This is a genomic window from Nonomuraea sp. NPDC049624 (assembly GCF_040675255.1).
In the GTDB taxonomy this organism is placed as follows: domain Bacteria; phylum Actinomycetota; class Actinomycetes; order Streptosporangiales; family Streptosporangiaceae; genus Nonomuraea.
Window position 1 is genome coordinate 228310 of record NZ_JBFAOR010000005.1, and the last position, 14103, is coordinate 242412.

Consider the following 14103-nt stretch of genomic DNA (forward strand, 5'->3'; position numbering starts at 1 on the left):
GATGACCAGGCAGGAACAGGCCCCGGACACGACCGGCGCCGTCGCGGGGCTGGCGGCCGGCGACCCGTCCGTACGGCTGCGGGCGGCCCTGGCGGTGGGCACGACGCCCGACCCGCGCCTCGTCGGCGCGCTCGTCGAGCGCTGCGCGGTCGAGCCGGAGTTCCACGTGCGCGACATGCTCACCTGGGCGCTCACCCGCCATCCGGCGGAGCTGACGGTCCCGCGGCTGCTCGGCGAGCTGCGTTCGGAGCGCGCGCAGGCACGCAGCCAGGCGCTGCACACGCTGTCCAAGATCGGCGACCGGCGGGCGTGGCCGGCGATCACCCGGCAGCTGCTGACCGACGCCGACGACGAGGTGGCGCGGAGCGCCTGGCGGACCGCGGTGCTGCTGGCCCCCGAGGAAGAGAAGCCCGGACTGGCCGAAGTATTGTCGACACAGCTCGGGCGCGGCCGACGGGAGACCCAGCTGAGCCTCAGCCGGGCGCTGGTCGCGCTCGGCGAGGTGGTCGAGCCGGTGCTGCGGGCCGCGATGGCCGACCCGGATCCCGGCGTGCGCACGCACGCGGGGGCCACGGAACGGCTGCTGCGCGACCCGGAGGCCGGATTCGAGTTCGCGATCGAGGAGGCGAAGCGCGTCGTGGCCCTCGGCGCCGGCGGCCAGGAGGGATGATGGGCTGTGCTGATCGGCGACGTCGCGCGACGGTCCGGGGTGAGCGCCCGCATGCTGCGCCACTACGACGCGCTCGGCCTGGTGCGCCCGACGGGCCGCAGCCACGCCGGCTATCGGGAGTACTCCGGCGCGGACATCCAGCGGATCTTCCACATCGAGAGCCTGCGGTCGCTGGGCCTGTCGCTGCGTGACGTCGGCCGGGCGCTCGATGATCCCGGCTTCACGCCGTCCGGGCTCGTCGAGGACCTCATCCGGCGCACCCGGGAACGCATCGCGGCCGAGACGGAGCTGCTCACGCGGCTGCGCCGGATCGACGCCGCCGACCCCGCCGGCTGGGACGACGTGCTCCAGGTCGTCTCCCTGCTGCAGGCGCTCGGCTCGAAGAACGCCGGCCGCCGCCAGAGCGCGGCCCTGTCCTCGGTCGCCGAGGTCCCGGTGGAAGCGCTCGTCGAGGCGGCGCTGGGCGAGAGCGATCCGCACGTCGCCGGAGCCCTGCGATGGGCTCTGGCGCAGTCGGGCGAGGACGCCGCCGAGCTGCTGGCGCAGGGCCTGCACGCGCCGGTGGCCGAGGTGCGCAAGCGCGCGGTCCAGTCGATCGCCGAGCTGCCGGACGCCGCGGCGACCGCCCTGCTCCGGGACGCCCTGACCAGCCCCGACGTCGTGGTCCGCCGCTACGCGGCCCTGGCGCTCGGGGCCCGCGGCGTGGACGAGGCCATCCCCACCCTCATCGACATGATCGTCGAGGGGACGAACGACGTCGACGCGGCCGACGCCCTGAGCACACTGGCGGGCCGCCCCGGAGCGGCAGACCCGATCGCCGCCGGGCTCGTGGACCGCCTCACCCGGCCTGGCGCCGAGCCGTCCGCGCGCCGGCGGCTGACGCAGGCGCTCGCCGACATCCCCGGAGCCACCGCGTCACGTGCCCTTGCCGACCTGGCGCAGGACGACGACCGCGCCGTCGCGCTCACCGCCACCTACATCGTCGGACTCCGCAGGCGATAAGCAACCACGGTTGACCAACGTCGATTAGTCAACTAGGGTTGCTTATATGCCGGTAGACGACGTACCCGTGCCCCAGGGGCCCGCCGACGCGCTCGCGGCGGTCGTGGCGCTGCGGCGCCGGGCCGACCAGCTGGAGGACGCCGCCGTGGAGCAGGCCGTGCGCGCCGGGTGGGGCTGGCCGCAGGTCGCCGAGGCGCTCGGCGTCACCCGCCAGGCGGTCCACAAGAAGCACGCCAAGCGGCTCATCGCCGCCGGCGCGATGCCGAGGAGACGACGGTGAGCGCGATCGACCACTACATCAACGACATCATCGCGCGGGGAGCGGCCGAGGCGCGGGCGGACGGCTCCGCCGCCACCGAGGCCCACCACCTCCTGCTGGCCATCACCGCGATCGAGGGCACCGCCGCACACCGCGTGCTGACGGCCACGGGGCTCCGGCGGCAGGCGATCAGAGATGCGCTGGACCGGGAGTTCGAGCACAGCCTCGGCGTGGCCGGGGTGTCCCTCGCCTCCTACGGCCTGCCGGAACCCGTCCGCCACGCCAAGGATCATCCCAAGCTCGGCGCCTCCGCCCGGCTCGCGCTCGAACGCGGCTTCGCTGCCGCCAAGGGCAAGAAGGACCTGCGCCCCGCGCATCTGCTGCGCGGGGTCCTGGCCGCCGGCGTCGGCACCGTGCCGCGCGCGCTCGCCCTGGCCGGCGTCGACCGGGCCGGCCTGATCGATCGCGTCGAGGAGACGCTCACGCGCGACAGCTGGTAACCGGCCCCCCCGTTCCCGCGCTCCGGCCCCGTTCGGGCCGCGACGCGTCATGCCCTCGCGCCGGACTTGCGCCGGCGGGTGCTCAGGCGCGGGGTCATCCGATCACGAAGAGAGGTCATCTCATGACGAAGAGCGACGGTCTCGTGCTCGACGTCGACGGGCTGCGCATGCGCTACGGCCCGCTCGACGTCCTGCACGACGTCACGTTCCAGGCCCGCCACGGCGAGGTCGTGGCCTTACTGGGGCCCAACGGCGCGGGCAAGACCACCACGATCGAGATCTTGGAGGGCTTCCGCATCCGGTCGCAGGGGCGGGTCTCGGTGCTCGGCGCCGATCCCACCCACGGCGACGAGCGGTGGCGGGCCAGGCTCGGGATCGTGCTGCAGTCCTGGCGCGACCACGGCAAATGGCGGGTGCGCGAGTTCCTCGCCCACCTCGGCGGCTACTACGCCCCCTACGCCGTCCCCGGCATCCCGCGGCCCTGGGACCCCGACGAGCTGATCGAGCGGGTCGGCCTGACCGAGCACGCCGGCAGGAAGCTCAGGACGCTGTCGGGCGGGCAGCGGCGCAGGCTCGACGTGGCGATCGGCCTCGTGGGGCGTCCCGAGCTGCTGTTCCTCGACGAGCCGACCACCGGCTTCGACCCGCAGGCCAGGTCCGACTTCCACGACCTCGTACGCGACCTGGCCGAGGCCCGCGAGACCGCCGTCCTGCTCACCACCCACGACCTGGACGAGGCCGAGAAGCTGGCCGACCGCATCCTCGTGCTGAACGGCGGCCGGATCGTCGCCGACGGCACCACCGCCGAGCTGGCCCGGCGGATCGCCGGCGAGGACGAGGTGCGCTGGATGCGCGACGGGCGGCGGTACGCCGAGACGACGCCCGACTCGACCGCGTTCGCCCGCGAGCTGTTCGCCCGCCACGGTGACGAGATCCAGGAGCTGGAGGTCCACCGGGCCTCGCTGGAGCAGACGTACCTGGCGCTGGTGCGCGAGGCCGAGGAGGCGGCCCGGTGAACGCGACCGTCCTGCGCGCCGGCTGGTCCCGGGGCCTGATCGAGCTGCGGCAGTCGTTCACCAACAGCGCCGAGCTGTTCTCCCACTTCCTGTGGCCCGCCCTGATGGTGGCCACGTTGTTCTTCATCCGGGACCTGTCGGTCGGCGCCCTCCCGCTCGGCGCCCTGGCCCTGCCCGGCATCCTCGGCATGAACGCCGCGACCGGCATGATCGGCATGAGCCAGCAGCTCACCGCCGACCGCGAGGACGGCACGCTGCTGCGCGCCAAGGCCACCCCGCACGGGATGCCCGCCTACCTGATCGGCAAGGTGATCTCGGTGTCCGGCGGTCTGCTGGCCGACCTGGTGATCTTCCTCGTGCCCGCCGCGCTCCTCGTCGAGGGCCTGCGGATCGGCCCGGACTCCTGGCCCGGCCTGGCCTGGGTGCTGCTGCTCGGCCTGGTCGCGACCCTGCCGATCGGCGCGGTGCTGGGTTCGGTGTTCACCACCGCACGCGCCCAGGGGCTGGTCCAGCTGCCGTTCCTGGCGTTGATCGGCATTTCCGGCATCTTCTACCCGATCACCGCACTGCCCGAGTGGCTGCAGGGGATCGCCCAGATCTTCCCCGTCTACTGGATGGGGCTCGGCATGCGGTCGGCCCTGCTGCCTGACTCGGCGGCCGCCGTCGAGATCGGCGAGTCGTGGCGGCAGCTGGAGACCGCCGGAGTGCTGGGCGCCTGGGCGGTGCTCGGCGTGCTCGTGGCGCCGGTCGTGCTGCGGCGGATGGCACGCGGGGAGTCCGGCTCGTCGGTGGCGGCACGCCGTGAGCGTGCCCTGCGGCGGGTCGGGTGAGCGCCGTGACCGCCACGACGGCGACCGGCCGGTCCCTGGCGCCGGACCTGGCCCGGGGCGTGATGTTGCTGGCGATCGCGGTGGCGCACGCGCCGGTGTTGGCCACCGGCACGGCCTTCGGGGTGCTCGACGGCGTGGCCGCGTTCCTCGATCATCTGCTCGCCCACAACCAGGCCCGGCCGATGTTCGTGTTGATGTTCGGCTACGCGCTGGGCCAGTTCGCCCACCGGCATCAGGCCAGGGGCGGGGACTTGGGCTCGCTCAGGAGGCTCCTGCGGCGCCGGGGCCGATGGTTGATCGTCATCGGCTTCGTGCACGGACTGCTCGTGCCGCTGGACATCATCGCGGTGTACGGGCTGACGCTGCTGCTGCTCGTCCCGCTCGTGCGCGCCCGGGACTCGGTGTTGTGCTGGACGGCCGGCTTCCGGGGGCCCTGCTGCTGTCCGGCGCGTGGACGCCCCCCGCACCCTGGGTCGCCGTGCTCGCGCACACCCTCACCGGCCAGGCCGGCGGCATCGGCCTGGCCGCCCTCATGGGGCTCATCGCGACACGTTCCCGCATCGGCCCCCTCACCGCCGCACTCGCCGCACTCGGCCGACGCTCCTGACCTTCTACCTGTTCCAGTCAGCGGTGTTCCTCGTGCTGTTCTACCCGTTCACGCTGGGCCTGTCCGACGACGTGGGCTTCGCCGCCGCCTTCGGCACCGCCCTCGCGGTCGGCGCCGTGTCGATCGTCCTCGCGAACTGGCTGGAGCGCGCAGGCCGTCGGGGCCCGATGGAGGTCCTGCTGCGGCGCCTGACCTACGGCCGCCGCAGCACGGCGGCCCGGTCGAAGGCTGTCTCCTAGACCTGCCGGCGGCCGGCGGGGTCGGGACGCGCCGCCGCGGCGGCCTGGCCGACACCCTGCCTGATGCGGCTCTCCATCCGCGCGACCGCGCCCGTGCCGGCCGCCATGCTGGCCCCGGTGACCTGGGCCTGGCCGGTGACGAAGATGCCGTTGTTCAGGATGGTCGTCTGGCGCTCGCGCAGGTCGCTCACGTCGACGTTGTGCTCCTCCAGGAAGTCGGCGACGGCGTCCATGATGCGCTGTTCGGCGGCCTTGACGTACATCTCCTTGTCAAGCTGCTGGAAGTAGCGGTGGTAGAGGTGGTCGGTGGCGTGCTCGCGGGGGTTGTAGGCCGCGCCGTAGTTGAAGGTGTGGCCGCGGATGGCCTTGATGCTGGCCTTCTGCTGCCGCCTGCGCCTTCTCGGCTCCGAGAGCGCGGCGAGGGTGTTGGGCAGGGCCAGCACCAGCGCCGCGGCGGTGCGCCGCAGCGCCGACAGCGCGATGCGGGCCATCCGCTCCGAGGGCGCGCAGTTGACCAGCCGGTCGACCTCGCGGTAGGCCTCCCGCAGCGGCGGCAGCAGCGAGTAGCCGGCCTCGGTGAACATCATGCCCTTCTCGGCGAGCAGCACGAACCGCAGGAAGATCGAGATCACCACCTCGCCCTCCCAGCCGGTCACGCTCACCGTGAGGTAGGGGCGGGCCCGCGTGCGCGGGTTGTCGCGCAGCTGGTGGATGAACCTCTCGCTCACCGTCGGCACGGGCGGCAGGAGGGCGTCGGGCAGCACGGCGGCCTGGAGCTCGGGGTCGGTCTCGTAGCGCAGGTCGAGGCCGTTGACGAAGAGCTTGTCGCCGACGGTGAGACCGGGCAGGCCGAGGGCGGCGATCTCGGCGGCCACCCGGTCGTAGAGCTCGCCGACCGCGAAGGGCACGACCGTCTCGCCGGGCCGGGCCTTGGCGACGTTCATGGTGAACGACCAGTTGTTGATCCGGCTGCCGTAGCCGACGAAGGGGGAGTAGTCGGCGAACACCGTGACGTTCCCGGCGCCGCGGTCGGCGATGTCCACCAGATGGTCGCGCAGCGCGGGCGAGCTGGGCAGCGGCGCCTCGGCCGGGTCGAAGGAGTGGCGGGTCAGCCTGGTCAGGATGACCGACTCGTGGGCGTCGTAGAGCTCGGCGAAGACGACGAGCCAGGCCAGGAAGATCGGGAGCAGGACGAGCGGGCTGGACAGCAGGGCCAGCGTGGCCAAGGCGAGCACGGCCAGCACGGCGTCACGCACCTGCTGGCGCCTTTGGGCCATCAGGCCGTACTTGAGCATCGTGGCCAGGTCGACGCCGGGGGACTGGGCGACGGCCCGGAAGCGGTCATGAAGAATCGAGCGAATGGTGGAATTACGCACTTTCGCGTCGAGCATCATGGCGATGCAGAGATATCGCGTGACTTCCGTCGCGGCCGGGCGATCACCTTGGAAATGACGGCCACAATTAGCGCATACCAGGGAATCGGGCGAATTCGGGCTGTCGCAGTGACCGCAGTTCATCAGCTCAGTCCTCTGGTCGGGGGCTTTGTGGACTCTGACGTCACCTCGACTTTAACGAGCGCACGGCCGGCGTCGCCAGGTAAAAAGAATTCGCCCGGAGGACATCATTCGCCAAACGCAATAAACAACAATGCCGGGCCTCAGATCTCCTTGAGGAAGACGATCGCGTCCGCCTGGCCGACGGTGGCGGGGTCGAGGGCCAGGTAGGTGTGGTCCACCGGGACGCGGGGCGCCGGCCCGCGGTCGAGCGCCCCGGCCAGGCGGCGGGGATCGACGACGGCGCGGGCGTCACACACCTCCGACAGGATGCCTTCAAGGGTGTCGGGGGCCGGGACGTCGGCGCCGCGGGAGCCGAAGGTCGAGGCGGCGAAGGCGTACCGGTCGCCGACACCCGCGGCGAGCACGGCCCCCGCGCTCCACCACCGCAGCTCCTCGCCCGCGAACCGCCACCGGCTCTCGTCGCGCTGCAGGTGGCGGTTGTGGGCGAAGACGAGGGTGGGGCCCCGGCGCTCCTCGCGCCGGACGATCGCGTCGAGGTTGCCGGCCATCATCGCGTCGCGCAGGCCCATGAGCGCGCCGAGCCGGCGCGGCGAGGGGTCGGCCATGCCGGCGTGGTAGCGCAGCAGCCCGGCGGCGGCGCGGGCGTGCAGGCCGGCGCGCCACCGGTCGTCGCCGGACGTGACGGCCGCCAGGTGCGGGGCGTGCGCGGTGAGCAGCACGCAGAGGTCGTCGGCGATCAGGCGCAGCTCCGCGACCTCCGGCGCGCCGCCGATCGAGCGGGCCGGGTCCGTGAGGGCGGCCGGGTCGGTCCAGCGCTCGTCGGGGCCGAGCAGCTCATCCAGCCTTTCGCGGGTCAGGGGCAGGTCGAGGTGGGGGGCCAGGTAGTCGTACAGGGCGGTCAGGGCCGGGCGCGGGGCGGCCGGACCGGTGATCTCCACCGGGGCGTCGAAGCCGTCGAAGCGCAGCCGGTCGCCTGGCGCGCACCGCTCGTTGCGGGCCCGCATCCAGCGCAGGAGCTCGCGGTTGGCGGGCGAGGCGCCGAACCCGTGGCTGAAGCCGCGGCTCATCGCCTCGTCGAGGGTGACGTCGCCGCCGGTGACGTACGCGTCGGCGGTCAGGCCGGCCAGGCAGTCGCTCTCGACGGCGATCGACCGGTAGCCCTCGTGCTCGACGAGGTGACGGAAGAGCTCGTTGCGCAGCTCCAGGAAGGCTTCGACGCCATGCGTGGGCTCGCCCAGGCCGAGCACGCGGACGCCGGGGCGCAGCAGCGCGGCGAGGGCGCCGCCGGTGAACGCCTGGACGGCGTCCCGGATCGAGGTCGTCATGCCTTCAACCGTATCGTTGAACTTCTAGTGTAAACTTCTGGCCGATCCACCGGCGGGCAGGGAGGCATACCCTCAACATGCGGCCCATCGATCTGGCGCGCGCGCACGGCCTGTCCACGCAGGCGGTGCGCAACTACGAGGACGCGGAGATCCTGCCGCCGTCCGAGCGTTCCGCGCACGGCTACCGCGTCTACACCCCCCGCCACGCGGCGGCGCTGCGCACGTTCCTGGCGCTGGTCCCCGCCCACGGGCACGCCACCGCGACCGCGATCATGCGGGCCGTGAACGGCGGCGGCCTCGCGGCGGCGCTGCGCCTGATCGACGAGGGCCACGCCCAGCTCGCCGAGGACCGCGGCACGCTGGAGGCCGTCGAACGCGCGCTGCGCGACCTGGCGCCGCCGCGCGAGGCGGAGCCCGGCGTGACGTTCATCGGCCCGCTGGCCCGCCGGCTGCGCATCAAACCGGCGACGTTGCGCAAGTGGGAGCGGGCCGGGCTGACCGTGCCCCGGCGCGACCCGCGTACCGGCTACCGGGTCTACACCGCCGCCGACGTCCGCGACGTGCTGCTGGCCCACCAGCTGCGGCGCGGCGGCTACGGGCTGGAGCAGATCCGGCAGGTGCTGGACCAGGTGCGCGCGGCGGGCGGCATGGAACCCCTGCAGGCGACGTTGCGCGACTGGCACGACCGGCTCACCGCCAGGGGCCTGGCCATGCTCACCGCAGCGGGCGCGCTGGACGCCTACCTGCGCGAGGGGAACTTTGCCACCGGGGAGGGCATCTAACACGCCGTGGAAGCGTCGAACGCCGGAGAACCGCAGCGCATAGGGCAGTACTGGCTGGCCGGACGGCTCGGGTCCGGGGGCCAGGGCGTGGTGTACGACGCCTACGACCCCGAAGGCCGCCGGGTCGCGCTCAAGGTCCTGCACATGGCCGACAGCCCGGCCGGCCGCGAGCGGTTCGCCAAGGAGGCGGCCGCGGCCGGGCGCGTGGCGTCGTTCTGCACGGCGCGGGTGCTCGACTGCGACCTGTCGGGCAGCAGGCCGTACATCGTCAGCGAGTACGTGCCGGGCCCGAGCCTGCGCCGGGCGGTCGAGCAGGGGCGCCGGTTCGCCGGGGACGACCTGCACCGGCTGGCCACGGCGATCGCCACCGCCCTGACCGCCGTGCACGACGCGGGCGTCATCCACCGGGACCTCAAGCCGGACAACGTGCTGCTCGGCGCCGACGGCCCGCGGGTGATCGACTTCGGCGTCGCGCGCACCGCGGACATGTCGCTGACCAGGACCGGCGAGGTGGCCGGCACGCCCACGTACATGGCGCCCGAGGTGTTCACCGGGCAGCGGGCGGGCGCGCCCGCCGACGTGTTCGCCTGGGGCGCGATCATCGTGTTCGCCGCCACGGGCGCCGACCCCTTCCGCGCCGACAACCTCGGCGGGGTCATGCACCGGGTGTTGTCGGCCCAGCCCGACCTGAGCGGGCTGCCGCCCCGGCTGGCCTCGCTGGTGTCGGCCGCGCTGGAGAAGGATCCGGCGGCCCGTCCCACCGCCCGCGACCTGCTGCTCGCCCTGGTCAGCGGCAACAGCGCCGACACCCGCGGGCTGCTGACGGCGGGCAGCCGCGCCGCCAGGGGCGTGCACGTCCCCGAGCAGGCCGACCCGGCGCTCGGCACGATCGCCGAGGACGCCTACGGCGCGCTCGCGCCCGAGGAGCGCGAGCTGGCCGCCGAGGTGTTCCTGCGCCTGGTGACGGTCACCGAGGACGGGCACGAGGCCGTGCGCTGGGCGTTGAAGGAGGACCTGCTCGCCGGCCGCTCCGAGCGGGAGACGCAGGCGATCGAGCACATCCTCCAGGTGTTCTCCTACCTGGTGACGCAGAAGGACGAGGCGGTGGCGCTGTCACGTCCCGCGCTGCTGCGCGCCTGGCCGCGGCTGCGCGTCTGGGTGGACGGCGACCGCGACGGGCTCGCCGTGCTGGGCCAGCTCAGCGACGCCGCCCGCCAGTGGGCCGGCAACGGCCGCAAGGACGGCGACCTGCTCCAGGGCAGCCGCCTGGACCAGGCGCTGACCTGGGCCGCCACCGGCCGCAGGCACATCACGCTGACCCCTCTCGAACGTGACTTCCTGGCCGCGGGCACCGGCCTGGCCAGGCGGCGCGTGCGCCGCCGACGCCTGACCACGGCCGCGCTGGCCGGGCTGCTGGTGGTGGCGCTGGCCGCGGGCGGCCTGGCCGTGCTGCGCGGCCGGCAGGTGACCGAGCAGAGCCTCCTGGCGGGCCGGCAGCGCGACCAGGCGGTCGGGCGGCAGGCCGCCGCCGAGGCCGACCGGCTGCGGACGAGCGACCCGGCCACGGCGATGCTGCTCAGCGTGGCGGGCTGGCGGCTGGCCCCCGGCCCCGGCACCCGGCGCAGCCTGACGACCTCGCTGACGATGCCGGAGAGCGCCGTCTTCCGCGACCCCGGCGCCAAGGGCGTCTCGGCGTCGGCGTCGGCGGCCGGCGGGCGCGTGCGGGCCATCGCCGGCGAGGACGGCGTCCGGGTCTACGACGTGCCCTCCGGCCGGCAGACCGCGTTCTGGCGGTGGCCGCGCGGACTGGAGGCGCTGCCGTCGGCGGCGGCGCTCAGCCCGAGCGGGCGCACGCTGGTGGTGGTCAGCAGGGACACGGCCTACGCCTGGGACGCCAGGACGGGCGCCAAGCTGCACGAGCACCGCATCGGCGAGGGCAGCCCCGGCGTGCACGTCACCTTCGACGGCAACGAGAACCTGGCCGCGGTGATGCGCGAGACCACCCTGGAGTTCCTGTGGGACACCAGGACCGGCGCGTCCTACACCCCGGACCTGGAGTCGGGCGTCGCTCCGGCGATCGCGCCCTCCGGCGCCTACATCGCGGGCGTCGGCCCCAACCAGGGCGGGCTCAAGGTGATCCGCCTGCCCAGCCTCACCGTGGACACCCGCCTGCCGAAGGCGTGCGGGCCGGTGGTGGCCTTCACGCCGGACAGCAGGCGGCTGCTGTGCGCGAACGGCGACATCGCCGCCTTCGACCTGGCCACCGCCAGGAAGGTGCCCGACTCCGACCAGCCGTTCTGGCAGGAGTCGGCCCTGGACGACACGCTGAACGGCCGGCTGCGGATGAGCCCCGACGGCCGCCGCATGCTGGCCGTCGAGGGCCGGACCCTGCACCTGCTCGACGCGGACGACGGCGACGAGCTGGCCCTCTACCGGGCCGAGGGCGAGCCCGAGGACGTCTGGCTGGAGGCCGACGGCCACACCGTCCGGTACGTAATCGACAACTCGACCATCACCGCCGACCTGACCTCCCGCCTGCCCTCCACCCGGCTGCCGCAGGGCTACGAGCTGGACGCCTTCAGCCGGGACGGCCGCCTGGCCGCCGCCACCAAGGACTCAGGGCCGGTCCGCGTGTGGGACGGCGTCCGGCTCGGCCTGCCGATGGCCGGCAGCGCGGGCGTCACCGGACAGCTGTTCGACCCGGCGGGCGCCCGGCTGGCCGCCGAGGGCGCGGACTCCTCGGCGGCCCTCTGGGACGTCGCCACCGGCCGCCGGTTGTGGCGCCACGCCGTGCCGCGCACGCAGTTCGTGTTGTCGAAGACGTTCACCCCCGACGGCCGCCGGCTGGTGCTGTCGCTCAAGGAGCAGAGCGAGCGGGACGCCCGCAACGAGCTGGTCGTCCTCGACGCCGGCACCGGCCGCACGCTCGCCCGGCACCATCTGGCCACGGTCACCGAGACCATCGTGGCCACCCGCGACGGCACGGCGGTGGTGACCGCCACCGGCAAGATCTACGACCTGCGCACCGGCAAGGCCGTCGGCCCCGGCTTCAACCGGTCGGGCCTGGCGATCGCGCTCAGCCCTGCCGCGCAGGTGCTCGCCCTCGGCTCGGCCACGGTCGAGCTGTGGGACGTCGCCACCGGCCGCGAGCTGCCGCCCGCGCTGCGCGTGGCCGCCCGGGGGCAGGTCGAGACCGTGCTGTTCAGCCACGACGGCTCGCTGCTCGCGCTGATCGGCAGGTCCATCGGGGAGACGTTCGACGACGTGTACACCGTCCAGGTCTGGGACGTCGGCTCGCGGGAGCGGATCGGCTCCTTCCCCATCGGCATCCTGGACCGGCTGGCCTTCAGCGCCGACGACCAGACCCTGTACGTCTCGGGCAACGCCTCAGGGACGATCATCCGGATCCCGGTGGGCGCCGAGTCCGTGGCCCGCCTGGTGTGCGAGCGCGCGGGCCGCACGATGAGCCCGCAGGAGTGGCAGCGGCACCTGAAGGACGTGCCCTACCGGGACGTCTGCCCCGGCGTGCGGCACGGACGGTCGTGACGGGCGCCGCTCCTCAGATCGCGGGCAGGCCCCGATCGCCGTCCAGCACGCCGCCGCGCAGGTCGTCCGGGGCCGTGACGCGCGGCGGCACGCGCAGCGTCAGCATGGCGACGTCGTCGTCGTTGTCCTCGGGCCGGACCCGCTCCAGCAGCATGTCGCCGAGCGCGTTCAGCGGCCGGTGGGTGTGGGAGGCGGCGTACCGGCTCAGGCGGGCCAGGCCCTCGTCCAGGGAATGCCCGGGGGACTCGATCAGCCCGTCGGTGTAGAGCACGAGGGTGGACCCCGGCGGCAGCTCCACGACGGCGTCGGCGCGCACACCGCGGATGCCGGTGCCCAGCAGCAGGCCCTGGCCCTCCTCCAGGAAGCGGGTGCGGCCGTCGCGCTCGACCAGCAGCGGCGGCGGATGGCCCGCGTTGCTCCAGCACAGCACCCAGCGGCCGTCGTCGGTGTGCTCCAGCCGGGCCAGGACGACGGTGGCCATGGTGGCCTGCGCCATGCGCACCACCGCGCGGTCGAGCCGGTCGAGGATGGCGCTGGGCCGGTCCTGCTCGGCGCCGGCGTAGGCGCGCAGCATGTTGCAGACCTGGGCCATCCCGGCGGCGGCCTCCAGGTCGTGGCCGACCACGTCGCCGATCACCAGGGCGGTGGCGCCGTCGGGCATGGTGAAGGCGTCGTACCAGTCGCCGCCGACCTGCGAGGCGCGGGGGGCGGGCACGTAGAGGGCGCTCATCTCCAGGCCGGGCACCGACGGCAGGCGCGGCAGCAGATGGCGCTGCATGGTCTCGGCGACCCGGCGCTGCCGCTCGTACAGGCGGGCGTTGTCCAGGGCGAGGCCGGCGCGCCGGGCGATGTCCTCCACCAGCAGCAGGTCGGCGGTGGTGAACGCGCCGGACCGCTCGGCGCGGCCGAGCGTCAGCGCCCCGACCACCTCGCGCACGCCGCGGATGGGCGCGATGCCCGCAGAGTGCATGCCGGTCCTGCGGAACAGCTCCTGCTGGAAGACCGCGATGCCGGAGTCGGGCGCGCCCTGGTAGGTCTCCGGCCCGGCCAGCGTCGCAGTGACCCCGCGCAACGCCCGCGACAGCGGCATCGGCGACTCCTCGGGGACCGCGGGCATCGGCCCCTCCAGGTCCTCGTGGTGCACCAGGACGCCGTCCTCGTGGTGGACGACGGCGGCGCGGTTCACGCCGCCGTGCTCGGTGAGCAGGTCCACCACCACCCAGTCCGCGAGCAGCGGCACCACCAGGCGGACGAGCTGGCGCAACGTCTCGTCCACGTCGAGGCTGGAGGTGAGCGTCGTGGTGGTCTCGGCCAGCAGGGCCAGCCGGTCGAGCTCGGACATCGACGTCCCGTGCTCGGGCTCCGGGACCTGCGCGCCGGGCTCGTCGGCGTCGTGGAAGAGCACCAGCGCCCCGGTCCTGCCGTCGGCCAGCAGGCAGGGCGTGACCAGCCAGGAGGCCGGCAGCAGGGAGCCGTCGCCGCGGGCCAGCCATTCCCGCTCGCCCTGGGAGGTGCCGCCGGTGATGAGCGGGCGTCGCATCGCGCACCGGCTGCGCGGCAGCGTCTCGCCGCGCGGGCCGCGGTGGAGCAGGTCGTGGGCGTCGGCGCCGAGCAGGTCGGCGGCGGGACGGCGGAGCAGCGCCTCGGTGCGCGGGGCGACCTCGACGATCCGGCCCCGGTCGTCCACGACGTACGCGCCCGCGTGGGTCAGGTCGCTCAGCCCGCGGGGACGTCCGTCCTGCGGCCGGTGCGGCCCGGCGTCGTGCTCGGGCACGTTCATGATGTCGGCTCCTCTCCTGCCCACCTCCTA

At 74.1% G+C, this 14103-nt stretch carries 13 protein-coding genes; 10 read left to right on the plus strand and 3 right to left on the minus strand.

What is annotated here, in order from left to right; all coding sequences use genetic code 11:
- The first annotated feature begins 1 nt into the window (after position 1).
- From AB0J76_RS21930 to AB0J76_RS21965, 8 genes are all read left to right on the plus strand, one after another.
- Positions 2–670, plus strand: coding sequence for a HEAT repeat domain-containing protein (locus AB0J76_RS21930; protein WP_352326940.1), 669 nt, complete (start codon positions 2–4; stop codon positions 668–670).
- A 6-nt stretch (positions 671–676) separates the two neighbouring features.
- Positions 677–1672, plus strand: a complete 996-nt coding sequence (locus AB0J76_RS21935; protein ID WP_352326928.1) for a HEAT repeat domain-containing protein — start codon at positions 677–679, stop codon at positions 1670–1672.
- Positions 1673–1718: 46 nt separating this feature from the next.
- On the plus strand, positions 1719–1952 hold the full coding sequence (locus AB0J76_RS21940; RefSeq protein ID WP_352326929.1) for a hypothetical protein: 234 nt from the start codon (positions 1719–1721) through the stop codon (positions 1950–1952).
- Entirely contained in the window at positions 1949–2431 is a 483-nt protein-coding gene (locus tag AB0J76_RS21945; RefSeq protein WP_352326930.1) for a Clp protease N-terminal domain-containing protein, read from the plus strand. The genes AB0J76_RS21940 and AB0J76_RS21945 overlap by 4 nt, the downstream gene beginning before the upstream one ends.
- A gap of 122 nt (positions 2432–2553) precedes the next feature.
- Complete coding sequence (locus AB0J76_RS21950; protein WP_352326931.1) at positions 2554–3447, plus strand: ABC transporter ATP-binding protein; 894 nt, start codon at positions 2554–2556, stop codon at positions 3445–3447.
- Positions 3444–4277 (plus strand): ABC transporter permease, encoded by an 834-nt coding sequence (locus tag AB0J76_RS21955; RefSeq protein ID WP_352326932.1) that lies wholly within the window; start codon positions 3444–3446, stop codon positions 4275–4277. The genes AB0J76_RS21950 and AB0J76_RS21955 overlap by 4 nt, the downstream gene beginning before the upstream one ends.
- Before the next feature lie 406 nt (positions 4278–4683).
- A complete protein-coding gene (locus tag AB0J76_RS21960) occupies positions 4684–4884 on the plus strand; it encodes a hypothetical protein (RefSeq protein ID WP_352326933.1) in 201 nt (66 codons plus the stop codon).
- 23 nt (positions 4885–4907) lie between these two features.
- A complete protein-coding gene (locus AB0J76_RS21965) occupies positions 4908–5123 on the plus strand; it encodes a DUF418 domain-containing protein (protein ID WP_352326934.1) in 216 nt (71 codons plus the stop codon).
- Here the strand turns inward: AB0J76_RS21965 and AB0J76_RS21970 are convergent.
- Complete coding sequence (locus tag AB0J76_RS21970) at positions 5120–6499, minus strand: hypothetical protein (RefSeq protein ID WP_352326935.1); 1380 nt, start codon at positions 6497–6499, stop codon at positions 5120–5122. The two genes, AB0J76_RS21965 and AB0J76_RS21970, sit on opposite strands and share 4 nt — an antisense overlap.
- A 281-nt stretch (positions 6500–6780) precedes the next feature.
- The gene (locus AB0J76_RS21975) at positions 6781–7965 is read right to left on the minus strand and encodes an erythromycin esterase family protein (protein ID WP_352326936.1); all 1185 of its coding nucleotides are present in this window, start codon (positions 7963–7965) and stop codon (positions 6781–6783) included.
- 77 nt (positions 7966–8042) lie between these two features.
- On the opposite strand from AB0J76_RS21975, the gene AB0J76_RS21980 reads away from it, so the two are divergent.
- Entirely contained in the window at positions 8043–8747 is a 705-nt protein-coding gene (locus tag AB0J76_RS21980; protein WP_352326937.1) for a TioE family transcriptional regulator, read from the plus strand.
- A gap of 6 nt (positions 8748–8753) precedes the next feature.
- Complete coding sequence (locus tag AB0J76_RS21985; protein ID WP_352326938.1) at positions 8754–12293, plus strand: serine/threonine-protein kinase; 3540 nt, start codon at positions 8754–8756, stop codon at positions 12291–12293.
- A gap of 13 nt (positions 12294–12306) precedes the next feature.
- Here the strand turns inward: AB0J76_RS21985 and AB0J76_RS21990 are convergent, their stop codons facing one another.
- The gene (locus AB0J76_RS21990) at positions 12307–14073 is read right to left on the minus strand and encodes a SpoIIE family protein phosphatase (RefSeq protein WP_364390272.1); all 1767 of its coding nucleotides are present in this window, start codon (positions 14071–14073) and stop codon (positions 12307–12309) included.
- Positions 14074–14103: the final 30 nt, after the last annotated feature.